Origin of the sequence: Pseudoalteromonas sp. CO109Y (assembly GCF_004208935.1) — a bacterium.
Taxonomy (GTDB): domain Bacteria; phylum Pseudomonadota; class Gammaproteobacteria; order Enterobacterales; family Alteromonadaceae; genus Pseudoalteromonas; species Pseudoalteromonas shioyasakiensis.
Map to the genome: position 1 here is coordinate 256,659 of NZ_SGPD01000042.1, position 25,761 is coordinate 282,419.

Annotated in this window: 20 protein-coding genes; 12 read left to right on the plus strand and 8 right to left on the minus strand. The window is 41.6% G+C overall.

The window, feature by feature from the left end; all coding sequences use genetic code 11:
• The first annotated feature begins 126 nt into the window (after positions 1-126).
• From EXT43_RS18900 to EXT43_RS18910, 3 genes are read left to right on the plus strand one after another with little or no spacing between them, the layout of a single operon-like run.
• Positions 127-1,584: a tagaturonate reductase gene (locus EXT43_RS18900; protein ID WP_130167678.1), complete on the plus strand. Its 1,458-nt coding sequence runs from the start codon at positions 127-129 to the stop codon at positions 1,582-1,584.
• Between the two features lie 2 nt (positions 1,585-1,586).
• On the plus strand, positions 1,587-3,074 hold the full coding sequence (locus tag EXT43_RS18905; protein WP_130167679.1) for an altronate dehydratase family protein: 1,488 nt from the start codon (positions 1,587-1,589) through the stop codon (positions 3,072-3,074).
• On the plus strand, positions 3,074-3,994 hold the full coding sequence (locus EXT43_RS18910) for a sugar kinase (protein WP_130167680.1): 921 nt from the start codon (positions 3,074-3,076) through the stop codon (positions 3,992-3,994). The genes EXT43_RS18905 and EXT43_RS18910 overlap by 1 nt, the downstream gene beginning before the upstream one ends.
• Positions 3,995-4,069: 75 nt before the next feature.
• On the opposite strand, the gene EXT43_RS18915 is transcribed toward EXT43_RS18910, so the two are convergent.
• Complete coding sequence (locus EXT43_RS18915) at positions 4,070-6,046, minus strand: ligand-gated channel protein (protein ID WP_130167681.1); 1,977 nt, start codon at positions 6,044-6,046, stop codon at positions 4,070-4,072.
• Between the two features lie 118 nt (positions 6,047-6,164).
• Here EXT43_RS18915 and EXT43_RS18920 point away from each other — a divergent pair, with 118 nt between their 5' ends.
• Complete coding sequence (locus EXT43_RS18920; protein ID WP_058584682.1) at positions 6,165-7,073, plus strand: LysR family transcriptional regulator; 909 nt, start codon at positions 6,165-6,167, stop codon at positions 7,071-7,073.
• Between the two features lie 58 nt (positions 7,074-7,131).
• Here EXT43_RS18920 and EXT43_RS18925 read toward each other — a convergent pair whose 3' ends face one another.
• Together EXT43_RS18925 and EXT43_RS18930 are read right to left on the minus strand one after the other, a co-directional pair.
• The gene (locus tag EXT43_RS18925; RefSeq protein WP_062565940.1) at positions 7,132-7,749 is read right to left on the minus strand and encodes a LysE family translocator; all 618 of its coding nucleotides are present in this window, start codon (positions 7,747-7,749) and stop codon (positions 7,132-7,134) included.
• Between the two features lie 91 nt (positions 7,750-7,840).
• Entirely contained in the window at positions 7,841-8,602 is a 762-nt protein-coding gene (locus EXT43_RS18930; protein WP_205990975.1) for an SDR family oxidoreductase, read from the minus strand.
• Between the two features lie 106 nt (positions 8,603-8,708).
• Between EXT43_RS18930 and EXT43_RS18935 the strand changes: the two genes are divergently transcribed.
• Positions 8,709-9,614 (plus strand): LysR family transcriptional regulator, encoded by a 906-nt coding sequence (locus EXT43_RS18935; RefSeq protein ID WP_082710918.1) that lies wholly within the window; start codon positions 8,709-8,711, stop codon positions 9,612-9,614.
• Between the two features lie 68 nt (positions 9,615-9,682).
• On the opposite strand, the gene EXT43_RS18940 is transcribed toward EXT43_RS18935, so the two are convergent.
• The 3 genes from EXT43_RS18940 to EXT43_RS18950 form a co-directional block, all read right to left on the minus strand.
• Entirely contained in the window at positions 9,683-9,997 is a 315-nt protein-coding gene (locus EXT43_RS18940; RefSeq protein ID WP_062565786.1) for a DNA-binding transcriptional regulator, read from the minus strand.
• Complete coding sequence (locus EXT43_RS18945) at positions 9,984-10,316, minus strand: type II toxin-antitoxin system RelE/ParE family toxin (protein ID WP_062565787.1); 333 nt, start codon at positions 10,314-10,316, stop codon at positions 9,984-9,986. Before EXT43_RS18945 ends, EXT43_RS18940 begins: the two co-directional genes overlap by 14 nt.
• A gap of 229 nt (positions 10,317-10,545) precedes the next feature.
• Positions 10,546-12,999: a prolyl oligopeptidase family serine peptidase gene (locus EXT43_RS18950; RefSeq protein WP_062565788.1), complete on the minus strand. Its 2,454-nt coding sequence runs from the start codon at positions 12,997-12,999 to the stop codon at positions 10,546-10,548.
• Positions 13,000-13,161: 162 nt separating this feature from the next.
• Between EXT43_RS18950 and EXT43_RS18955 the strand changes: the two genes are divergently transcribed.
• From EXT43_RS18955 to EXT43_RS18970, 4 genes are all read left to right on the plus strand, one after another.
• Positions 13,162-14,169, plus strand: coding sequence for a LacI family DNA-binding transcriptional regulator (locus EXT43_RS18955; RefSeq protein ID WP_062565789.1), 1,008 nt, complete (start codon positions 13,162-13,164; stop codon positions 14,167-14,169).
• Positions 14,166-15,386 (plus strand): glycosyltransferase, encoded by a 1,221-nt coding sequence (locus EXT43_RS18960; RefSeq protein WP_062565790.1) that lies wholly within the window; start codon positions 14,166-14,168, stop codon positions 15,384-15,386. Before EXT43_RS18955 ends, EXT43_RS18960 begins: the two co-directional genes overlap by 4 nt.
• Positions 15,387-15,535: 149 nt before the next feature.
• Complete coding sequence (locus tag EXT43_RS18965) at positions 15,536-16,762, plus strand: threonine/serine exporter family protein (RefSeq protein WP_082401625.1); 1,227 nt, start codon at positions 15,536-15,538, stop codon at positions 16,760-16,762.
• A gap of 122 nt (positions 16,763-16,884) precedes the next feature.
• Positions 16,885-19,128, plus strand: coding sequence for a CDC27 family protein (locus EXT43_RS18970; RefSeq protein ID WP_082710919.1), 2,244 nt, complete (start codon positions 16,885-16,887; stop codon positions 19,126-19,128).
• A gap of 52 nt (positions 19,129-19,180) precedes the next feature.
• Here EXT43_RS18970 and EXT43_RS18975 read toward each other — a convergent pair whose 3' ends face one another.
• Positions 19,181-20,677, minus strand: a complete 1,497-nt coding sequence (locus EXT43_RS18975) for an arylsulfatase (protein WP_130167682.1) — start codon at positions 20,675-20,677, stop codon at positions 19,181-19,183.
• A gap of 394 nt (positions 20,678-21,071) precedes the next feature.
• Here EXT43_RS18975 and EXT43_RS18980 point away from each other — a divergent pair, with 394 nt between their 5' ends.
• From EXT43_RS18980 to EXT43_RS18990, 3 genes are all read left to right on the plus strand, one after another.
• Entirely contained in the window at positions 21,072-21,863 is a 792-nt protein-coding gene (locus EXT43_RS18980; protein ID WP_062565791.1) for a hypothetical protein, read from the plus strand.
• A gap of 43 nt (positions 21,864-21,906) precedes the next feature.
• On the plus strand, positions 21,907-23,076 hold the full coding sequence (locus tag EXT43_RS18985; RefSeq protein ID WP_240701537.1) for a BamA/TamA family outer membrane protein: 1,170 nt from the start codon (positions 21,907-21,909) through the stop codon (positions 23,074-23,076).
• Positions 23,077-23,187: 111 nt separating this feature from the next.
• A complete protein-coding gene (locus tag EXT43_RS18990) occupies positions 23,188-23,649 on the plus strand; it encodes a hypothetical protein (RefSeq protein ID WP_058584677.1) in 462 nt (153 codons plus the stop codon).
• A gap of 101 nt (positions 23,650-23,750) precedes the next feature.
• On the opposite strand, the gene EXT43_RS18995 is transcribed toward EXT43_RS18990, so the two are convergent.
• The gene (locus EXT43_RS18995) at positions 23,751-25,232 is read right to left on the minus strand and encodes a S41 family peptidase (protein WP_130167683.1); all 1,482 of its coding nucleotides are present in this window, start codon (positions 25,230-25,232) and stop codon (positions 23,751-23,753) included.
• Positions 25,233-25,761: the final 529 nt, after the last annotated feature.

A 25,761-nucleotide genomic window follows, 5' to 3' on the forward strand; every position in this document is an offset into this window, starting at 1 on the left:
TACTTATTTGTTAAAGGCCAGTTTTGACTACCGGTAGCAAATTGTCAAATCTTATTTGCCACCGGTGGCAAAATTAACTACTATGTTCTGCAATACACTGTAACAATGCTAAGAGCGGGCACAAAAATGCAAACTTTAAATCGTAAAAACTTTAATAAAAACAAATATCCAACGAGTATAATGCAGTTTGGAGAAGGCAATTTTTTACGTGCATTTGTCGATTGGCAAATAGATAAGCTTAACGAACAAACAGGTTTAAATGCTGGTGTTGCTATCATCAGACCCATCGACTACGACTCGCTGCCGCTTCTTAATACACAGGATGGTTTATATACCTGTATTATTCGTGGTATCAATGAGCAAAACAAAGCTGTTTCTGAGCAGCGTATTATCAGTTGCGTTAACGAAGAAATCCCAGTTTACAAAGAGTTTGATAACTATTTAAAGCTTGCTGAGAACAGTGACCTTAAAGTCATTTTTTCGAATACGACAGAAGCCGGCATTGAATACATTTCCGAGGACAAGTTATCTGATACACCTGCAAAGGCATTTCCTGCAAAACTAACGCAATGGTTATTTCACCGCTTCAAGCACTTTAATGGTGCAAGCAGTAGTGGCATGATCATAATTCCTTGTGAACTTATTGATTATAATGGCGAAAAGCTTAAAGAGATTGTATTGCAGTACAGTCAGTTATGGGATTTACCAAGCGAGTTTGTAAACTGGCTTAACGAGCACAATCATTTTTGTTCATCCCTCGTTGACCGTATTGTGACGGGTTTTCCGCGCGATGAACATCAAGCTTTACAGCAACAATGCGGTTATTACGACAACTTCATGGTAACAGCAGAATACTTTCATTTATTTGTGATCCAAGGACCACACCATTTAGCTGATGTATTACACCTTGAAGGAAGTGACTTAAACATTAAGGTTGTTGACGATATTGCGCCCTATAAGCAACGAAAAGTGGCTATTTTGAACGGTGCGCATACTGCTATGGTTCCACTTGCCTATATGGCAAATATTGATTCGGTTGGCGAGGCTCTCGCTTCACCTCTGCTTGAAAAATACGTTACTAAACTGATATTTGATGAAATCATCCCTACTCTATCCTTACCTAAAGAAGAGTTACAGATTTTCGCTAATGACGTATTAAAACGCTTTAGAAACCCTTATATATGTCACCTACTGATGTCTATTTCATTAAATAGTATGACTAAATTCAAAACACGCTTGTTACCTCAATTAGAGCAATATATTAGCGACAACGAAACTGTACCACCACTCATTGCAACAGCTTTAGCTGGGCAAATATTGTTTTATCGTGGCGAGCGAAATGGCGACAAAATAGAATTAGCCGACAATCCAAAGTGGTTGGCTTTATTCAACGAGCAATGGCAACAACATCAGCAAGGATCAATAACAACCTATGAGCTGGTTAGCTCAGTGTTAGCTGCAAAGTGGCATTGGGATAAAGACTTAAATGAAATTGCAGGCCTTACAGATAAAGTAACTGAGCAACTAAGTCTAATGCTATCAAGCTCAGTTGAACAAACGCTTGTTAACTTATTGGAGTCATAAGCATGAGCAGACTATTACGACTTCATAATACTGATGATGTGGCCATTGCCTTACAGCCAATCAATGCAAATGAAAGAATCGAATTTGAAGGCTTTTCTTTTACAACGTTAGAAGACATAGATAAGGGTCATAAAGTTGCGCTTAAGCCGATTGCTAAGGGTGAGCGAGTCATTAAATATGGCGCCCCAATTGGTTTTGCACTTGAAGATATTAATCCAGGCGCATGGGTACACACACATTGCATCAAAACAACATTGCATGATGAATTAACATACCAATATCAGCCAGAGTTCGTTACACAAGCCCCCGAAAAGCCATCACCTGAGGTTAATATTTACCGTCGTGCCAATGGTGAGATTGGTATTCGCAACGAGATATGGTTGATCCCAACCGTTGGCTGCGTGAATGGCATGATCAAACAAATGAAAGATGAGTTTTTACGTAACCATGCTGATCTTGAAATTGATGGCGTTCACATATTTCCACATCAATTTGGCTGCTCTCAATTAGGCGATGATTTAGAAACCACAAAAGTTTTATTGCAAGATATGGCCTTACACCCTAATGCCGGTGGTGCGTTAATCGTTGGCCTAGGTTGCGAAAACAACCAATTAGCTGCTTTTAAAGCGGGTTTAGGTGAAATAGACGAATCACGAATTAAGTTTTTAATTTCACAGCACTCTGATGATGAAGTTGAAGATGGCGTAGCTCTGCTAGAAGAAATCTACAGCGTCGTTAAACACGATAAGCGAGAAACCGGAAAGCTCAGTGAAGTAAAATTTGGTCTTGAGTGTGGAGGCAGTGATGGCCTATCAGGGATCACAGCCAACCCCATGCTTGGCTACTTCTCTGATTACTTAATTGCTCAAGGGGGCACGACAGTCCTGACGGAAGTCCCCGAAATGTTTGGTGCAGAGACATTACTCATGTCTCGCTGTAAAGATGAAGAAACCTTTAATCAACTTGTCAGCATGGTTAATAACTTTAAAGGTTATTACAAAGCACATAATCAGCCTATTTACGAAAACCCTTCTCCAGGCAATAAAAAAGGTGGAATTAGTACATTAGAAGATAAGTCGTTAGGTTGTACACAAAAGGCTGGCACAAGCAAAGTGCAGGCTGTGCTTGAGTATGGTGAACGCTTAAGTGTCGCTGGTTTAAATTTACTTAATGCACCGGGTAATGATCCCATTGCCACCAGCGCACTTGCCGCTGCAGGCTGTCATATTGTGCTATTCACAACTGGCCGAGGTACGCCTTATGGTGGCTTTGTGCCGACTTTAAAAATTGCTACTAACTCAGAGCTGGCAAATAAGAAAACGCGCTGGATAGACTTTGATGCCGGTGTGCTAGTCAGCGGTAAAAGCATGCCTGAAGTGCATCAGGAATTTGTCGATTTATTAGTTGAGATAGTAAATGGAAAGCCAACATGTAACGAAGTTAATGATATTCGTGAAGTCGCTATTTGGAAAAAAGGAGTCACTCTGTAATGCAGGCTAAAAAAGTCGCCATTATTGGAGAGTGTATGGTGGAATTGTCTGGCCAGCTATTCGCAACCATGCAACAAAACTTTGGTGGTGACACCATGAATACCGCAATTTACCTAAAGAAATTAGCGGGCGAAAGAATTGATGTTTGTTACTTCACTGCCATGGGTGAAGATGCATTAAGCCAAGCTATGATAGCTCGTTGGCAGGATTATCAAATAAATTGCGACTTTGTTCTCAAAGATAAGCAAAGACATGCTGGCCTTTATATGATTCAAACAGACCAACATGGCGAGCGTTCTTTTCAATATTGGCGCAATAATTCTGCAGCAAAGCACCTTGTTCAGCAGCCAACATTTTATAATATCATCAATAAATTAACTGAGTTTGATGCTGTTTATTTATCAGGCATTAGTTTGGCAATTTTGCCCCCAGAGGATTGCTATGCATTACTTAACGAGCTGACAAACTTAAAACGCGCAGGTGTAAAAATTATTTATGATAGCAATCACAGGCCTTCGTTATGGCACTCGATGCAATACTGTCAGGATATTAATAAGCGGATAGCGCAATTAGCCGACCTGGCTTTGGTAACGTTTGATGATGAAGCACTGATTTGGAATTGCAAAGATATTTCAGCTTGTAGAGAGTGGCTTCATGAATTAGGCGTTAAAGAACTTGTAATTAAAGATGGTGGAAATGGATGCCAATACAGTACATTAGAGCAGCAAAATGCAACGCATTATCCTACCAATAAAATTAATAAAGTCATTGATACAACAGCGGCAGGAGATGCATTTAATGCCGGTTTTTTATCGGCTTGGCTGCAGGATCAAGCTATTGAAGAATGCGCAAAACAAGGAAATTATATTGCAGGGCAAGTCATTCAGCACCAAGGTGCTATCGTTGAGATAACAACCTAAGTTTTACTAAAATAAGGTTTAACCACCAATTAACTTAGTGGTTAAACCTGCAAATACGAATAACTTAATAATTATTTAAAAGTTAAAGCCTAGAGAAACCCAATAACGTCGACCATCTTCAACATATCCGTATTCATCTTCGGTGATTTCTTTATCAAACAGATTATAAACACCAAATCCTAACTTAATGCTGCGGCTTAAATCGTAGTTACCGCCAATATCAGCCAAGGTGTAATCTGGCGCAATTAGGCTGTCTTGCGATGGGCCTGTTGTCGGCTGGCTTTCTTCGCCGCGGTAATGAACACGCAACCAGGTGCCTAGCTTATCAACCGGGCGCCAATTAACTGATGTTTGTAAAATATGCTTCGGTAATTGGTTAAGTGGGCTGCCTTTGTATTCACCGGTTTTTTGCTCAGAGTCGGTGTAGGTGTAGTTGGCACTGACATCAAGCTCACTGGTTATGTCGTAAGATACTGATAACTCAAAACCTTGTGTAACGGCTTCATCCACATTGACATAGGTTGTTGGCATCGAACCAAACTGATTTGGTCCATCCGTACACTGGGTGAGTGGGCACGAAATACGGGTAATTTTATCTTCAAATTCGTTGTAAAATACGGTGCTTGAAAGTGATAAATCACGGCTGGCATCATAGTAGATACCCATTTCGTAGTTTACTGATTTTTCAGGGCTTAAATCTGGGTTACCGTAAATATTACCACCTCGGCTCACTTGCCCCCAAGCTGCGGTAGATTGACGAATATTCGGCGCTCTAAAGCCTGTAGAGATACCACCTTTTACAGTCAACGATTTAGTTGCTGTATAAACACCATATAAACGCGGGCTGAAATGGCCTGAAAAATTGCCATCATGGTCATAACGAAGACCTGTAGTGAGTTTAAACTGCTTGGTTGCAGCCCATTCATCTTCTGCAAATACTGACCACTGCTCGTTCTCAACGTGCGTTAAATCACTAATGCGGTTACTGGTATAATCGTCCAGCTCTTCTTTTAAATATGACGCACCAAATGCTGCATTATGATTGGTAAACGGTAAAGTCCAACTTGTTTGCGCATCTGTATTTTCGACGTACATTTCACTAGAGGTATTATCGAATTTATCGTACTTTAAGTAACTGCGTGATGAGCCAAAATCATAAAAACCATTATGGCTTAGTGAGTAGCTTTCTTGGTCGTACTCTGTGGTTGATGACTCTGGGCAACCATTACGGCCACAACTTTCACCTTCTGCTAAAGGAGCAACTGTTTTACCTAATGTTTCGTCGAGTTTTTGTTTTGCAGAGCCTACTTCAAGCATAATTTCATGGCTATCAGAGGGCGTTAAGATAAACTTTGCTTTGATATTGCTTTGCTCTTTACCACGAAAACCGGCTTCGAAATCGTCTTCGTCACGCTTTGAAAACTGACCAGATAACTGCATACCTAATAACTCAGGAATTAAACCACCCGCAGTGAAGAAGCTGCCTTGGTTGATATTACCCGATTCACTTGATTCTTGAATCGTGCTGTCTAAGCGTAATTCACCGTACCATTTTTCAGGTGTTTTACGGGTAATAATATTGATAACACCACCAATTGCATCTGAGCCATATAGTGAAGACATAGGGCCGCGAATAACTTCAATACGCTCAATTGCTGAAATAGGTGGAGTCCATGCCCCCTCTACACCTGGGCCATCACTGTTTGGACGAGTTTCGCGTGAGGTTTGACGCTGGCCGTCAATTAAAATCAAAGTATATTGACTTGCCATCCCGCGCAGACTGATATCTTTTCTGTCGCCACCACCTGTGACAACCACACCAGGAACGTCGGTCATCGCATCGGTTAGATCTCGGTAAAAACGTTTTTCAAGCTGCTCACGGTCAATAACACTGATACTGGCTGGCGCCTCTTTAAGCATTTGCTCGTAACCGGAAGCCGATACAACTATTACTTCCATGTCTTGTTTTTTGTCATCAGCGTATGCAAAATGGGAAAGACCTGCTAACACAGCAGCGGTGAGTGGTAAAACAGAAGAAACAACCCTCGTCATAATAATACTCCGTGACTTTTTGTTTATAAATGATAATAATTAGCGTTTGCATACTAATGAGAAGTCCCGATTTTCACAATTTACGATTTCTTAAAACTGAATTAAGAAGGCCTGAACCATGAATTCCAAGCTGATAAAAACATTGCGTGTATTTTCTCGTACTGTTGAAACAGGCAACATGAGCAGTGCAGCTGCAGAGTTATCGATGACCACATCGGCTGTCAGTCAACACATTAAGCAATTAGAACAAGAAATCGGATTGAGCCTATTTAACCGCAGCCCGCGCGAACTGACTTTAACCGAAGCGGGCCATCTGTATTATCAAAGCTGTTTAAAAATACTGGCACTGGCGGATCAGGCCAGTACGCAATTGCAACAATTACAAAATAAGCCTAGTGGCGAGCTCAAATTAGTTGCGCCAGTGGGGTTTGGCGGTGGCCTATTAAGCGAGCCATTAGATCGCTTAATTAACGAGTTTGATGATTTACGTATTCAGTTAATTTTGACTGATGAGCCAATTGATATGATCAAATGCGGCGCTGACCTAGCGATTGCGATTGGCCCATTAACTGACTCAAACCTCGTTGCTCGTAAATTAGCAACTTGGCCGTTAAAGCTATGTGCTCATAAAGACCATGCAATTAGCAAACTCGATAAAGCCAATTGGGAAGACCTTGGCAACTTTGCCCGTATCGCCCACAGCAACGCCGACAGTAATGCGTTTAACCCGTCAACGCTGGCAAGCAAGCCGTTACCGAAAGCAAAGATCACCGTAAATAATATGCAAAGCTTAATTAAATTAGTGTGTGATGGTGTTGGCTATGGCGTATTACCAGAGCCAGAAGTCAGGCATTTACTAAAATCGAAAGAGCTGGTTGAAATCGCACCTGAGTGGGCAATGCCAAATTACACTGTTTATGCCGTAACACCAGCCAGAGACAGCTTAGCGGCAAAAACAAAAACTGCCATTGATACATTAAAACTGTGCTTTAACCATGTGTCTAAGCAAGTTGAGTTAGTTGATTAAGACGCTACAAGGATAATACCCATTTGCCGTATTCGGATGGGTATTATCCAAATTAGTATTAGCCTAGCGCCAGCCAAACGCCCACACACATCATTAACGCGCCAGCAATACGGTTTAACCACTTCACATTATCGCCTTTATCTAAAAACAGCCTTAAGCTCTTTCCGCCTGTTGCGTAAATCAACATACAGATAAATTCGCTCAGCATAATAATGCTCACTAATACCGCAAGCTGAGGAGCAACCGCTAAATCAACATTAATAAACGGAGGGAGTAAAGAAATCATAAATGCCCACCCTTTTGGGTTTGCAATGGCAGTGATATAACCCTGCGAAAATAATTGCCCACGACCAATTTGTTGCTGTGTATCATCGCTAGGTTTAAAGCTGGTTTTAGCGCGCCACATATTAACCCCTAGGTAAATTAAGTACGCACCACCTAAGTATTTTAAAAAGGCAAATAACTCAGGGTAATTAAGCATAATACTAGCAACCCCAATCACCGCAGCAATGGCTACCGTGGCAACGCCTAACACCTCGCCGACCATCATCCACAGCGTACGTCTAACGCCCACACTCATCCCTAACGTCATGGCAAGCGTCATACACATACCAGGTGTAATAGAAACAAAGAAAAAGGTCGGAATAAAAACCGCGAGTACTGCTAAATCGAGCATAAATGCAATCACATGTTTATTGCTTAAAAAGAGAAAGCGATTAAATCACATTCACTTAAATAAGCAAACAAACACGCGATTGCTAACAGGCTTATAAAAACATACCGCCCGATGCTTCTATTCGTTGCCCGGTTACCCAACGGTTTTCATCACCGAGTAATTGCGCAATCATAGGGCCAATATCATCAGCTTGACCAACGCGCCCCATGGCTGTAGATGAACTCACTAATTGAGCTACATGCTCATTATCACGGACAGCACCGCCACCAAAATCAGTGGCAATTGCGCCTGGAGCGACGATATTCACGGCAATATTGCGACCAGCCAGTTCTTTTGCCATGTATTTGGTTAATACCTCAACGGCCCCTTTCATGGTGGCGTAGACCGCTTTTCCTGGTAATGCAAAACGTGTCAGCCCTGAAGATAAGTTAATAATACGCCCACCATCATTGATCATCTCATGCAGTGTTTGCGTTAAGAAAAACACCCCTTTTACATGTACATTCATCAAATTATCAAACATAGCTTCACTGGTATCAGCAAATGCACTATCACTGCCATGGCCTGCGTTATTAATTAAATAATCAAATCGAGATGTTTGCCATTGTGTTGCCAAGGTACTTTCAAGTGTTTGTTTAAATTCAGCAAAACCTAAAATATCGCTCACATCAAGTTGAATGGCGACGGCTTTTGCCCCCAGTGCAGCTACTTCTTCTACAACCTGCTGTGCTTCATCTTTATGGCTTCTGTAAGTAAATACGCAATCAATGCTCTTACGTGCCAAACTTAAAACTGTATTTTTACCTAAACCGCGATTACCACCTGTGATCACTGCAATTCTATTGCTCATCATGTTTACCTTTTGCTTTGAAGTAATTGTGAGCAACCAGTATATTTACACTGCAAAACCAGATAAACCATGTAAAATTGAATTAACTGTTCGTAAATAACAAACAATCATGAATGAACTAAATGCCATGAAAACCTTTGTTCAGGTTGCAGAGCTAAAAAGCTTTTCAGCTGCAGCACTTGCACTGAGCATGCCTAAATCATCTGTCTCGCAGTTGGTCAAACAACTCGAAGATACGTTAGGTGCTCGGCTTCTAAACCGCACAACAAGACGAGTTACGCTGACCAACGAAGGCACGGTTTTTTATCAGCGCTGCAAAGATATGCTTGCTGATATAGACGAACTACAAACCCTATTTCATAAAAAAGACGAAGCGTTATCAGGGCGTCTTAGAGTAGATATGCCACAGCCAATTAGCAGACGTTTAGTGCTACCGAATCTAGACAGCTTTTTATCTGCACACCCGCAATTAGAGATTGAACTGAGTAGTTCTGACAGACGAGTTAACCTAATTGAAGAAGGCTTTGATTGTGTAGTGCGAGTCGGTAATTTAGAAGACTCATCGCTGATTGCGAAAAAAATTGGCCACTGCCCGATGATTAACTGTGTAAGCCCAGGTTATATTAAAAAACACGGCAACATCACAGAACTTAGCGATTTAGCCGAGCACTACATTGTTCGCTATAGCCAAACACTCGGCCAACTTGACCCCGGCTTTGAATACCAAGATACACAAGGCGATTGGCAAACCCTGACCATGAAATCACAACTTACAGTTAACAACACGGATGCCTACAAAGCAGCGTGCTTAGCAGGGCTTGGCCTTATTCAAGTGCCTCGTCATGGAGTTCTTGACGAGCTCAGCCGTGGTGAACTTATCCAAGTTTTACCTGACTATAATTTGCCGCCCATGCCTATGAATATCGTCTACCCAAATCGACGCCATTTACCAAGGCGTACCCGAGTGTTTATTGATTGGTTAAGCGAGCAATTAAAACCGATAACAAAAAGCTAGTGAGCTTATTAAAATAATGTAAGGAATAGTAATATTTCCAAAAAACACTCTTTTCCTAACGCTGAGAGTTATAGCTCAGCTATGTGCGAAAGAGTTTCAGGATGACGCTGAACCAACTTTAGAAGAGTTACTGCTTGCCCATTTGGTGCGCTTCGCCCCTGCTCCCAGTTTTCTAAGGTACGAGATGATGTGTGCAGCAAACGAGCGAAGACACCCCGTGACATATTAAATTGCTCACGAATACTTACAATTTCATCAGGTGAGATGTCTAACTCACTAATGTCGTTAATTTGATGCGTTTTAAGAGTTAGCTTGCCCTCTGAATGCTCTTTAGCCTCAACAAGTGCAGAACTTAACTCTGCAAATAAATCACGACTGCTCATTACGCCAAATCTCCATAAAAGCCTTTAAATGTTTCTTTTGATCTGCTGTTAAATCAGACATTTCACTCTTACCATAAATGGTCAATAAGTAGAAACGATGTTTTTCATCAAGGAAATAATAAATAACACGAAAGCCACCGCGCTTGCCCTTACCTTTGCCAGCAACTCGCACCTTACGTAAACCACCTGTACCTTGAATAACATCCCCCTGTTTAGGTTTAGACATTAATTCAGCTTGGAAAACCCTAAACTCTTCATCGCTAAGATACTCGTTACGGTACTTTTCAAATATAGTTGATTCAACAAATACACTTTTCATTGGCAAAGTATACGCAAACAACGTATAGATGGCAAACCTGTACGTGATTAACGTAGTTTTAGTATTTATAGCTAGATATCTTTGCTCGAATTTTCTTGTCGGTATCTGGAATTATAAACATGAACAACATTTCCTCTTATTTGCTAACCGTTTATCTACGAATAGGAATATGCAAGTAGGCAATACAAAAATCCCCGCTATAAGGCGGGGATTTTTAATATTTAACAAATTACTGAGTAACACCGTCAACGGCAACTGGCTCTGCGGGTTTTTCGTCTCTTAATAAGTATCTATCTAACCACTGCTCTTGCTCCCAAAGTACATGCAGCAAGCTCTTACGAGCGCGATAGCCATGCGCCTCATAAGGTAACATCACTAAGCGAGCTTCTTTACCTAAGCCTTTTAATGCAGCGTACATACGCTCACTTTGCATTGGAAAAGTACCCGAATTAGGATCTTCTTGACCATGGATCATCAGCATAGGCTCATTGATTTTCTCAGCGTGGAAAAACGGTGACATAGCCGCGTACACATCTTGCGCTTGCCAAAAATCACGCTCTTCACCTTGGAAACCAAATGGCGTTAGGGTGCGGTTGTAAGCACCACTGCGGGCAATACCGGTTTTAAATAAGTCGCTGTGCGCTAATAAATTCGCCACCATAAAGGCACCATAAGAGTGACCAGCAATGGCAATTTTGTTTTTATCTGCCACACCTTTTTCAACAAGTACATCAACCGCTGCCTTAGCACTTGCCACCAGCTGCTTACGGAATAAATCGTTTGGCTCTTTACCATCAACACCCACAATTGGCATCTTCGGGTCGTCAAATACAGCAATACCTTTTGCAAGATAAGGCATTGGCCCCCAATAACCGATATAAGTAAACTCATACGGCGACTCGCGCATTTGTGACGCAACGGCTTTATCTTTATATTCAAGCGGATAAGCCCACATTAGAACCGGTAACGGGCCTTGAGTTGAATCATAACCAGGCGGAAAATAAAGCGTACCACTAAGCTCAACGCCGTCATCACGCTTGTATCGAATTAGCTCTTTAGTCACCCCTTTAAATTCTGGGTAAGGGTGCTCAAAAGTCGTAAGTTGAGTCAGGGTTTTATCGTCTAGGTCGCGAATAAAAAAGTTAGGTTGCTCAGTTTTAGATTCGCGAATAGTAATTAAACGCTCGCCTTCATCATCAAGCATGGCACGCACACGCTCATAGTATGGCGCTTCTGATTGCCAAATGCGTGTTGTGGTATTAGTTTTTACATCATAACGGTCTAAAAACGGAATATTCCCCTGCTCAGATGCACCATTACCGCGTAAGAAAAGATAACGCCCGCCAACAACTTTTAATACATCAGCGCCCAAATCATTTTTTTCATAAATTGGGTAACCTGGGTTTTTGTAGGCATCGTTATAGCTGCGCTCAGAAAATAACACGCGATTTTTATCTGCATTACGTGGTTGAATAACAAATGTGCGAACTTGTCGGTCGCTAAAGCGCCATTCAGATAACAGAGCAACATTACCGTTGCCCCAAGTAATTGAATCAAAACGGCGTTCAACTTTAGCAAATAACTTAGCATCACGTTTAAATGGTGCTCTTAGGCTATAAAGGTAATCGTGATGAGGAACGTCGGTTTTCATATCACCGCCGTCTTGTGCTTCAGCCCAAATTACTTCAGCGCCTTGATCTGCTCGCCATTGAAATTCGCGGCGACCAGTACGCACACTGTCATAACCTTGTGGAATGTTATCTGCTAAAGGCTGCTTCGCAAGCTCTGCAAGCGTATAGCCACGCATTCCCCAAATTTGCCAAGTCGCAGCAAATCGGCTGTAAGGCACTTGATAAGAAAAAGGCTCATCAATCATGCCAACCAAAATATTGGTTGAATCAGGTGAGACCGAAAACGATTTAATTAAGCCCGGTTGACCAATTGGTTGGCCTTGACCACTAAGCGGAATATAAGTCAGCTGGCTTTGCGCAAAAAACTTAAATTGTGCTTCATCATATGGGCTAGTTAACAAGTTTTGATAAGTACGCGCAGGCGCTTTTTCACCACTACTTTGCTGAATAACTGGCACAATCTGCGAGCTGTCGTTGCTGATACGTGCTTTACCAATATTAACCGCTGCATTAGCTACAATGGCGCTGCTATCTGGCAACCAAGTATAAGGCGTGCGCGTTAGCACTGAATTAAGTGGTGTATCACTTAACTGGCGGGCTTGCTTAGTACTTACATTATAAACCCATAAGTTAGCACTCGATTCTTGCTCAACCACAAACGCCAAGTATTGACTATCGCTTGACCAACTTGGTGAGCGTAAAATGCCATTTGGCAAACCAGATACAACAATTTCAGAACCGGTTTCAACATGCTTAAGCACTAAAGATGTGAACTTATTACGCACTCTTGAGCGCGAAAAATTAGCAGGATTAAGCTTAATACCCGCAAGTTTCAACTCTTCTTTGGCTAAGTCTTGTAAGGTATCGATGCGTTTTCTATCAAATAACGCCAGCCACTGGCCATCATTCGATAAATAACTACTTGGTGCAAGCTTAGCATCAACCACAGCAGCCAGTGCAGGCGATGGAGTTTGATAACCTTGATTAGCAAAACTGGGTGTGCAAACAGCTGCGCCAATAACTAGCGCAAAAAGCAGTTTAAATGCTTTCATGTTCGTTCCTTTTTCGTTTTTATTTTCGATTCTGTAAACAAGTAGAACATGTTTGCAGCATTTCATAAAGAGTTTAGGCCCTTTTGGCAGCCAATCAGTGACTTAAACAGCTAAATTACGCTAAAATAAAAGCACTCTATTCGCCACTTTTTGCTAATAAAAATGAAAAAATCGACAGGCAAAGTCACAATTTGGGATGTTGCTGAACAAGCACAGGTTTCAAAATCAACGGTGTCTTTGGTCCTTACCAACAGTGATAAGGTCAGTAAAAAAAGTAAAGAAAAAGTACTGGCTGCCATTGATAAGCTTGGCTATGTGTATAACCGCGACGCTGCAGCACTACGCAGCAAGCGCTCAAACCTAGTCGCGTTGGTTATAAATGACTTAACCAACCCGTATTCAGCTCAGCTTGCTGTTGGTCTCGAAAAACACATCTTTGAGCTTGGCATGCTGCCAATGCTGGTGAATATTGCGGAGTGTGTCGAAAGGCAAACTCAAGTGGTGAAAACCCTAAAAGAATACAACGTATCGGCGTTTATTATGTGTCCGGCTCCGGGCACACAGCAGCAGTGGCAAGATGATTTAATAAATAGTGGTTTTCCGGTTATTAATATCATGCGTGAAATTCCCTTTTCAGCAGCGCCGTGTATTTTGCCTGATAACAAAAAAGGCACACATATTTCGACCAGCCATATTTTATCGCAAGGCATAGAAGAGGTAGCCTTTTTAGGTGGTACGGCAGAAATATCTGATTACCATGAACGTTTGAGTGGTTTTTTAGCTGCGCTTGAGCAATTTAATATCACTGACGAAAAACCCGTTATTCAAGCACCAACAAACCGCCAAGGTGGCCGAGAAGCCTTTAATACCCTTATAAAACAAGCGCCAAATACCAAAGCCATTGTCTGTTTTAATGATGTGATTGCTTACGGCGCGATTGAAGCTATGCGCCAACACGGCCTAGAGCCGGGTAAAGACATCAAAGTTATTGGCTTTGATGACTTAGAAGATTCGCGCTTAATGTTGCCTTCCCTTTCAACCATCGCCATTAATGCCGATGAAATCGGTAAACGCACCTGTCAGGTGCTAAAAGAACTATTAGATAAATCAACACCCCCAGTTCGCACCTTGGTGGATGTTAACTTAAAAATACGAGATTCAAGTCAATGAAAAAAGTGTTAGTGATCGGCTATGTATGGCCTGAGCCTAATTCGTCGGCAGCCGGCACCCACATGATGTCACTCCTGCGCACCTTTCGCGCAGAAAACTGGCAAGTCGAATTTGCAAGCCCTGCGCAAAAAACCGAACACATGGTGGATCTCAGCGAGGATGGCATTACCACACGGGTCATTGCATTAAACTGCTCAAGCTTTGATGAGTACGTGCAAGCGTATAACCCAGACATTGTGATGTTTGATCGCTTTATGATGGAAGAGCAGTTCGGTTGGCGAGTCGACAAATACTGCCCTAACGCTCTTAAAGTTCTCGATACCGAAGATTTACAGTGTCTAAGAAATGCCCGTCACGACGCTCATAAAGCAGGCCGAGAATTCAGCCATAGTGATTTACACAGCGATATTGCCAAGCGAGAAATCGCCGCTATTTTACGCTCAGACATCAGCTTAATTATCTCGCATTACGAGATGCAGCTACTCAATGACGTTTTCAAAGTCGATAACGCCCTACTTCACCACTTACCATTTTTGGTTGATTTACAGCATATCCCCACCAGCACCAAAGCATTTTCAGAGCGTAAACACTTTATGACCATAGGTAATTTTCGTCATGCGCCAAACTGGGATGCAGTATTGTACTTACAACAGATTTGGCCGCTGATCCGCAAACAATTACCCGATGCCGAACTCCACATTTATGGCTCTTACCCGCCACCAAAGGCAACAGCACTTAACAATCCAAAAACCGGCTTCTTGATCAAAGGCTGGGCTGATGATGCTTATCAAGTGATGGAAGATGCCCGAGTATGTTTATCGCCACTGCGTTTTGGGGCTGGTATTAAGGGTAAGTTACTCGAAGCGATGATCATGCAAACGCCGAGCGTAACAACTCCTATTGGCAGTGAAGGCATGCATCAAAATGAGCCTTGGTCAGGCGCAATCTGTGAAGATGCACAGCAATTTGCAGATGCAGCAGTGGCACTTTATCAAGATGAAGCGTTATTTACTCAGGCACAGCAAAATGGCCAGCAGTTATTGCAAAAATATTATGATAAATCAAAACTTCAGTCGCAGTTAATCGCTAAAATCACCGCCATTAGTGAGTCATTAGCGCAGCATAGACAGCAAAATTTTACCGGCCAAATGCTCAAACATCACACCATGCGTTCAACCCAATACATGGCGCAGTGGATTGAAGCAAAAAATAAGTAATTTTGCCGTAAATAACACTAGACATAGCAGCTTTTGTCGCTAAAATCGCGCTGGTCAATTTAAGCGATATAGTCTAGCGATTAGACTATATCTTATTGAATTTTGGTCTATCCTTAACTGAACAATTTAACCTTTGGTTCAAAACGCCTTTGAAAACCGCAACGTTTACTGAAAAACGAAAATTTATCGTGAAGCTTGGCAAAATGCTTCATAAATACGGTACACCTGCATACCGACTAGAAGCGCACTTAATGGAAGTTGCGACTTACCTCGGTTTGAAATCATCTTTTGTTATGTCGCCAACATCAGTGACATTTGTTATTTGGACAGATGGGCACGAAGAAGAGTACACCCATGTTGCGCGTGTTGATCCGGGCGATCATGACTTAGGCTCGCTGGCAGATACCGATGACTTAGTAAACAAAATGCTTAATGGCGAGCTGACGCTACAAGAGGTCGATAAACAGCTCGATATTATTTACACCATGCCAAACCCATATAATAAATTTATGACTGGCGTTGCGTTTGCGACTTCGGGTGGTGCATTTGCCATGTTGATGGGTACTAGCTGGAATGATGTATTTTGGTCAGCGCTTATTACCTTAGTGGTGTATTTATTTGTACTTTGGTCAACACGCTCTAAACGTGTTGCCCATATGCTTGAACCATTAGTTGCCATCGTATCGGCGATTATAGCCTGTGCTATTAGTGTCTATATTGACGCCCAAATTAACATACGACTAGTGGTACTTTCTGCCATCATTGTGTTTATACCCGGCTTAGCATTAGCCCTAGGTTTGGCAGAGTTAGCGGCAAGGCATTTAGTATCTGGTACAGCTCGGGTGATGGACTCATTCATGCTGCTGTTTAAGCTGTATTTTGGCGCCTTTATTGGTATTGGTATTGGTTTTGCTATTTTTGGCCAAAGTGACTTTGTGCAACCTGAGCCTTTACCCAAATGGACAGCTTGGCTAGCTATATTCATGCTATGTAGCAGCCTAATCGTGATTTTTAGAACCAAGCTAAAGCATGCAGTTTGGTCTATTGCATCTGGCTTTATCGCGTATGGTACAAGTATTGGTTCAGCCATGTACCTAGACTACACATTAGGTACATTTGTAGGCGCATTAGCCGTGGGCGTTTTTAGCAACTTATTCAACCGCGTTGTCAATGCTCCAGCCTCTATTGTAGCTATGCAAGGACTGATCGTATTGGTACCTGGTAGTAAAACCTATATTGGCTTGAACTCACTTATTGAAGGCCAAGATTTCGTTTATGCAGACCATATTGGCCAGCAAACATTTTTGATTTTCATGTCATTAGTAGCGGGGCTTATCTTTGCTAACGTCGCGCTGCCACCGAAGAAAAGTTTATAACTTACTAAGCCCGAGTTTCTCGGGCTTTTTTACATCCTCGTTTTAATAAGCCGACTTTGCTTATCAGCAACAAACTGATATAACTCTAAGTGCATGTGGTAAAAATAAAAAGGATTTATTCAGTGATAAGATTGGCTTGGCTGTTATGCAGCTTTTTCGCATTCAATGCGTTTGCAGAACCCCAGTGTATTAACTGTCATCAAAGCCAAGTTGAAGATTGGCAAACATCCCATCATTTTCATGCTATGGAAAAAGCCACTCCCACTACAGTGCTTGGTAATTTCAATGAGCAAACCCTTGACTACCAAGGTCAGCGAGCACGCTTTTATCAACAAGACCAACAACTTTTTATAAGCATGCCAAACCTTGATGGCAAGCTGACTGACTACCCTGTTTTATACACATTTGGCTATGAGCCATTGCAGCAATACATGTTTGATATGGGCCAAGGCCACATTCAGCTGTTTCCATTTGCATGGGACTCACGCAGTAAAGCACAAGGCGGTCAGCGCTGGTTTGTACTGCACCCGGAACAAAAAAAACACGACCTATTTCATTGGTCGCAAAAAGGCCAAAACTGGAATCACATGTGTGCCGATTGCCACTCAACTGATTTCAAAAAGCAATTTGACCTTAAAACGAATAGCTTTGATTCGAGTTATTCAAGCATTAACGTGAGCTGTAAAGCGTGTCATGGCGATCCACAAGCTCATTTAAAATGGGCTGATGGCGATAGCAGTATTGCCGATAAGGGCTTTACTCATAATATTAAAAAGCAAACTCCGCTTTTTACCCAAAAAGCCGATGGCAGTATGCAAAGCGTGCAGCCACTGGTAAAAAGCGAGCAAGTGCAAGTGTGTGCAACCTGTCATGCTCGCCGCTCACAGCTTGATGACCGCAAAGACCCTCATAGTTTTTTACAAAGCTTTCAAGGCTCTTTACTCACTCCTGAGCTTTATCATGTTGATGGTCAAGTGTGGGATGAAGACTATGTATGGGGTTCATTTTTACAAAGTAAAATGTTCAATGCAGGGGTTACCTGTAGTAACTGTCATAACCCTCATTCGGGTAAATTAAAGCTACCGGGCAATCAAACCTGTACGCAATGTCATAGCCAAGAGGTGTTCGATACGCCGAAACATCACGGTCATAAAGTGGCAAGTGAAGGTAGCCAATGTGTTGATTGTCATATGCCTGCCACCACCTATATGCAAGTTGATGCAAGGCGCGACCACAGCTTCCGGGTACCACGCCCAGATTTAACATTAAAAACAAATGCTCCAAATGCCTGTAATAGCTGCCATGAAGACAAGACGCCGCAGTGGGCGGTTAGCAAAATAAAAGACTGGCATCCAAATTCAAAACACCTTGGCACTGCGCATTTTTCTGAAGCGTTTTATGCCGCCGATAACCGTTTACCAAATGCCTCAACCATGCTGACCAAAATCGTGCAAGATAAAAGCTTTCCTGAGATTATTCGCGCATCAGCATTAAGCCGTTTAGCCACAAGCCCAGATAACAACGCTGTCGTTGCGATTGCTCGCTCAGTAAAAGACAGCGAACCATTAAAACGCCAAGCCGCCATTGAAGCGGCGATGCCATTTGATATCAATCAGCGCTGGCGCTTATTAAACCCGCTTTTAGATGATGAGCATTTACCCATCAGAGCCGAAGCTGCAAGAGCACTGGCGGCCATGTTAACTCAGCCGTTCCCTACTGGGCTCAACGAGCAAGACAGCAAACGCTTAAATGCAGCCCTTGATGAGTACAAAGGCATTCAACAATACCAAGCAGAGCGTGGCTATTCCCATACCAATTTAGGTAATCTGGCACTCACACTACAAAAGCCAGCGCAAGCCAAAACACATTACCTACAAGCAATTAGTGTTGAGCCTATTTTTGCTCCTGCTTATGTCAATTTAGCTGATTTATACCGAAACCAAGGCGATGAAAAAGCAGCGCAAGCTATCTTAAAACAAGGCTTAGACGTTAACGCAGAAAGCGGCGATATTCATTATGCTCTGGCAATGAGCCTTATTCGCACAAAACAAAAAGACACCGCCCTTACTCATTTACAAAAAGCAGTACAGTTTGCACAAGAAAATGCAAACTATCAGTTTACCTACGCCCTGCTATTACAAGATTTAGGCAATATGCCAGCTGCAATATCAGCCCTTGAGCGCGCTTTTAATCTAACACCAAATAACCCAGATATCAGCTACAGTTTGGCGCAGTGGTATGTGGCAGAAGAAAACTACAGCCAAGCGCTGTTTTATGCTAGAAACCTAGCCCGTTTGGTACCGGGTAACCAGCAAATTGAGCAGTTTGTGAAACAGCTCGAAATGATGAATAGTATTAATCATTAAGCATTAAAAAAGGGCCAAGTAGGCCCTTTTCAACTTAACTTATGGTCAATAATTAATGACCATAGTTTAGTGATTTTGCTTTTTCGATTGCTTCATTCACGTTAAGAGACGCTGACTCTTGACGCGGTGGGAACTCTACAAAAGATTGTACATGTTCGTTTAACTTAGCAATGATTGGCTGTAGCAACCAGCTCTTACGCATGATTTGGTGAAATCCTGTTACTCCATCATAGTGCTCTAATGGATCTTTACGTAAGTTAAATAGTTTAGGCATGCTATGAGTTACCATGTCTTCGTAATATAAGCCATTTGGTTTAGTCGCAAAGTGCATTTTCCATGGACCAAAACGCACTGCTGTAAGCTGTGACTCATAGTAATAGAAGAAATAGTTACGCGCAGACTTATCAGCCTTACCAGTCCAGTATGCTAGGTTGTTTTCACCATCAATATACACTTTGTCTGACTTTTTAAGCTTTTCACGTAAGTTCTTTTCGCCTAATGCAGCCGCAATTGTAGGGAAAACATCTTCATGCGATGAAATACCATTTAGCTTTAAGCCTTTTGGTATTTTGTTTGGCCAACGAACTAAGAAAGGCACACGTACGCCACCTTCCCAGGTTGTCATTTTTTCACCGCGGAATTCAGTTGTACCTGCATCTGGCCAGCTTGATTGCTCAGGGCCATTATCACTGGTGTAAATAACAATGGTGTTATCGGCAATTTTTAGCTCATCAAGTTTATCAAGCAGCTTGCCAACATGGCCATCATGTTCAATCAGGCCACTACCAAATACGTCTTCTTCAGAGCTAATACCCGTCGCTAAATGACGGCTTTCTGGTTTTAAGTGTGTGTAAACGTGCATACGACTAGACGCATGCCAAATAAAGAATGGCTTTTTCGCCTTAACTGCACGTTCCATAAAGTTAAGTGAGCGCTCTAACACTTCTTCGTCAAAGGTTTCCATACGTTTGCGAGTAAGCGGGCCGGTATCAATGATTTTGCCATTAGCGTAAGATTCGATAACACCACGTGGACCAAACTTTTTCACAAACTCAGGATCTTTTGGGTAATCCGCTTGCTCTGGCTCTTCAGATACATTGAGGTGGTACAAGTTACCGTAAAATTCGTCAAAGCCATGCTTTGTTGGTAAGTGCTCATCTAAGTCACCTAGGTGGTTTTTACCATATTGCGCAGTCATATAACCGCGATCTTTTAAAAATTCAGCTAACGTAGGATCGGCTTCTTTTATGCCAAGTGGGTTACCTGGTTGGCCCACTGTTGTTAAGCCTGTTCGAATTGGTAATTGCCCCATTAAAAACGCAGCACGACCCGCTGTACAACTAGGTTGTGCATAGTGATCTGTAAACAATGCACCTTCGTTAGCAATGCGATCAATATTAGGGGTTGGGTAGGTCATACCGTGCGAGTATGCACTGAGTGAGATTGGCGCAACGTCATCAACCATAATGGCTAATACGTTCGGTTTATCTGCAGCAAGGCTTACCGTTGAAACCAAGCCACAGATAGCCGCCGCTATTAGTTTTTTCATAAATCATCCCTTTTCATTAATAGTACTTTTTACTCTAGATGAGCAGCTTTCAGTATAGATTAAAAAACAAACCAGTCTAGTCTCTAAAAGCGGCAAAAACGATTTAAATCAAATTTCCACAAAAATCACACATTTTTATTAAGCCACTGAAAAACAATAGCAAAACAATACTTAAGTGCTTTTTGATTGCCTCGTTTTATTTACTGAGGCTTGTTCGATTTTTGTTCTCGCATTTGTCACTATTTTTATGCTATTTTTATTTTAGAAAGGAATAAATTGATGCCTCTTTAGATAGAGGCTGAAGTCGAGAATTTATTAAGCTAAAAGTATCTAATTTCAACTTATATAAACTAAAAAAACATTAATTTTTCAAACTTTTGTGTAAGGAAAACACATGACTTCTCTTCGATTCCCCTCTTTACTAACGCTTATGATTGCAGCTTCGAGCCATGCGGCTGAGCAAAAAGAAGTACAAGACATGTCAGACCCTCTGGCCGTTTATACTCAAGTAGGAGTTGGCGCTACAAATAAAGGGCTCAATTTCAAAGTTGGCCAAGCATACGATACGGGCATAGCAACAACTGCCGGCATGAATGTGTTTGAAGTAAAAGGCATATATGGCGATGCGCTAGGCTGGGAGAGCGATAGCAAAACGACAGATTCAATTGACTCATTCCGCTTTCGAAACTTCTCAGTTGACTTAAGCACTATGAGTGCAACACAGATTGATGCCAACTATAACCTAAATGCCAACCTTGTTGCTGACGAAAGTATGGATGTTTCGTATAGCTATATAAAAGCACTAAAACCTATGGGGCGTTTTACCTTTTACCCGTTAGCTGGTGTGGGTGCATCGCTCGGTGAAAATACGTTAGAAGATGATGGTAGTCGTGACAGTGGTTATTCCATTATGGGAGCCTATGGTTTAGTGGGTATGTATGCAAAAATTACTATTAACGATAAAATTTGGCTTAACTACAATCCATTTTGGCTAACAACTATCGGCGGTAGCGATAACTATAAAGACCACTACTACGGTCTAAACCAAAGCCATATTTTGACTCATGAATTTGCAGCAAGTTACCAAATTAACCCGCGTATGAATCTACGCTATTTCGCAAACTGGAATGAAAACGTTGATTTTATGGATGGCGATCATCGTCTCGAATTTAATTATCAGCTATAAATTAAAATTTGAAATATCAAGAAACAACAAGGTAAGGGATTAAGTGAAAAAAGTTGTACTAATAAATATGCTTACAGCAAGTTTGCTAAGCACGCAAAGTTTTGCATCAAGTTACGATGAATATGCAATAAAACCTGCAGAGCAGCAGTTAAGTAATCAACAGCAAAAAGTTGATGAGCCCATTTCATTTTTACCCATACCGACTTTTATTACAGAGCCAGCTGTAGGGCCTGGGCTTGGTGTTGTTGGCCTTTTTTTTCATGATAACGAAAAGAAGGCCAAAAAGAAGAAAAAAGAAGGCTCTACCTTACCACAAAGCATTAGTTTAGTGGGCCTGATGGGCACTAAAAATGGTACCAAAGGCGGTGCTGTTGGCCACATTACCTTTTGGGATGAAGACCGAATTCGCTATCAAGGGATTGTTGGCTGGGCGAGTATAAACCTTGATTTTTATACCTTCGACGAGATCAAGCTACTCACACCATTATCGTTGAATATTGAAGGCCCAGCGGTGTTTCAAAACCTTAAGTTACGCTATGACGACAGTAACTTCTTTTACGGCTTTAAACAGATTTATCGTAAAGTAGAAATAAGCTTAGCCGAAAACCCTATCGAAGATTTTCTGCTCGAAAACAATATAATCAAGGACCACCTTTCACTTGATGTAAATACGTCAGGTATTGGTCCATTAATAGAATACGATAGCCGAGATAACCCCCTTAACCCTGAGCGCGGTTTTAATTATAAGGCCGAATATTTATATTATGATGAGGCTATTGGCAGTAAAGTTGATTACACGAGCTTAAAGCTTACCGCCTTAAATTACTGGCGTTACACCGATAAATTCAACTTTGCTCTGCGCATGCAGTATGACTCAGTTAACAACCGTGGTGAAAAACGCTTACCGGTTTATATTCCGCCAAGTATTAGCCTTCGCGGTGTGTCTGCAACTCGCTATCAAGGCCTTGATGTATTTGTTACCGAAGCAGAAGCGAGCTATAAAATCACTCACAAAATAAAGCTCAATGTGTTTACTGGTATGGGCTGGGCAGCCGATAACTTTTCTGACTTATCGAAAGCTGAAACCATAGATACTGTAGGTGCAGGCTTTCGCTATTTAATTGATGAACATTACGGTATTAGTATTGGCTTAGATGTAGCCCATGGCCCTGAGCAGAATGCAATTTACATTCAGGCGGGGTCTACTTGGTAATCCAAACTAATACTTTTGTTATTATTTTAACGACCAATTAAACCTAAAGATTGAATTAATTTATTTCACTGCTATCATCAATAGCTCAATAAATATTCAGGGATTGAACGGATGCATAAAAAAGTATCAACCAATCATTATCCATTCAAAGATTTTAAACCCCATGGTCTCGTAGAGTTTTATCAACGTGAGCATGTGCTTTTAACTACTGCCACAGGGCCTTTCAACGAAGAGATTATTGACGCGCACTCTTTTATGCAAAAAGATTACATCAACAAACTCAGCGCTGATTATGGTCAATGGTTTGAATTGGTTGAGTTTGAAAATTCATGCATGGCAACCCCCGGGGCACTTGAAAAACTAATGGTGTATTTTGTTGAGCTTCGACGTAAAGGTATTGCGCCAGCCAAAACAGCCTTAGTGATAAAAGAAGGGCTTGAAGGCGGTAGCTTGTTGAGTGATACCTACTGCAATTTGTATAAACGAGCCGGCATGGTAATGAGTGTATTTAAGTCAAAAACGGCGGCTCTAAACTGGTTAGCAGAAGAGCCTGCTACAGAATTAGCTTGTTAATATACAATTTAATTTAAAAAGTGTTGCTCTTCTTCACGTAAGGTCAACACTTCAACTCCCCTCAGGGGTCTACCAAACGCTTTGCTAAAGATACTGCTGAATTACAACTCAGCAATCATTTTAACAAGCGCTTGTGTGGTCCATTCAAGTTCATTGAATTTAATATCAGGTTGATAGTAAAAGCCTTTTTTTCTGGGTCTATTTACATAGACCTTTATCGGCAGAATCACTTTAGCAAAGCCTGAAGGTAAGGTTTCGAGCCTCACTTCCATGTAGGTAGAGTCTGTACTACTTGGTGCGCCAACTAATTGTGTGTTTGCAAAAAGCTTAAAACTATCCAGCGCATCTAAACAAGCACTGGCACATTGTCCTGGCACAATCACATAAACAGGTGTAGTAAACTGACTGGCGCTTTTTGGCATTGCTTGTTGCTCTGCTGAGACTATCTCGACATAAAATTGTTCACCCTTTTCATAAGCAGCTTGCATACTTTTGTGGGTTGTCTTTAACCATTGATGCCAAGGGCTAGCTTTATCATAGCTTGCGACTACATCGCCAAAATAGTCAGTATTACCTTTAGAAGTTCGCCACCACACTTGGGTATTTTTGTGTAACTCATAGCGACCATATTTAAACTGTTCACTGCCCCAAAGTGCTGAGGCTATTTGTTCACTCCACATTGATGAGCCACCTTGATTATGGCGAAGATCAAGCACCACAGCTTTAGCTTGCATTAACTTACTATGTTGCTGTTCAATGGCGCTCAGCATTGTTTGATAATCTGCTTGCTGCTGCTCATTGGGTGCATAAGTTGGCATGCTGATCCAAGCAATATCCTCTAAAGGCCAATTGAGCTCAATTGGTAACTTATCGCCGTTGTAAGCATTTTTAAGTTTTTCTTTGACACTATCAGGCCTAATACGCCAGTTTAACTTTAAGCTGTAAGTAGAGCCGTCGGCTTTTTCAAACGTGCAGCTTTCAAGTGGCGACAAAAACGGGTTTCCATCATCAACCGTTAGTCGCCAGCCATGGTTCCACCAACTACCGGGTTGTTCTACTTCGCCGTAATAGCGAAAAACACGCTCAACGAGCAAAGTATTAATTGCAGTATTATCACAGCTTACGAGCTTATCGCCTTTGGCAACCGTATCTAATTCACTGTAATACACTTTCAACGCATCACCCCGCCAAACTGTTGAAAAGCCCGGCCAACTTCTTTGTGGCTTTAGTTCTCTAGGTAGAGTATCAACCGCTCCAGCATGACCATCTTGTAGAACAGTTCTAAAACGTGCAATAGCCGCAGCAAAACCTTGTGAACTATGCGCTTTTACAGCCAGCTTTAAGCCTTCTTGCTTTGCTTTTTCGAGCTGTTTTGCAAAACCTGGGTTACGTACATCATGCATCCCTGGGTGATTGATAACCGACAACTGATAAGCCGCATCAACATCTTTTATAGCAAGTTCAGACCAATTAATTTCAGAGTGAGTGACTGTACTGCCCTCATCGGCGCGAGATAAGTTCACACCAAAACTAAAGTTTAGAGCTGTAAAGATGAGTGATGAGTAAAGCGTCAAGCGTTTCATAAAAATCCATTTTAAATAGTTATTATGTTTAAAAAACACCCTATTTAATCACTAAGGCATTGTTGTGGCAATAAAAAACAATTCACATGCTAATAGATTAAAAAAATTCATCTATCAGGTTTATTTTAATCGTTTGTCGGTTTAGAAGGATTACTCTAAAGTTAACCCATCAGCGCTTTTACGCTAAACAGCTTCACACCATTGAGAGTGTTTGCGCTAACCGAATTGTTGTCACAAAAAGTCTAGCTTGTGTGTTCTCTGGGCTTTTTATATACCGAGTTACTGCACACGCGGTAACTCAACCAAATTGTTGTCAAAAGCTTAGCTTGTGTGTTCTCTAAGCTTTTTTATTCCGAGTTATTGCACTTGCGGTGACTCAACCAAATTGTTGTCAAAAGCTTAGTTTGTGTGTTCTCTAAGCTTTTTTATTCCGAGTCATTGCACACGCGGTGACTCAACCAAATTGTTGTCAAAAGCTTAGTTTTTGTGTTCTCTAAGCTTTTTTATTCCGAGTCATTGCACTTGCGGT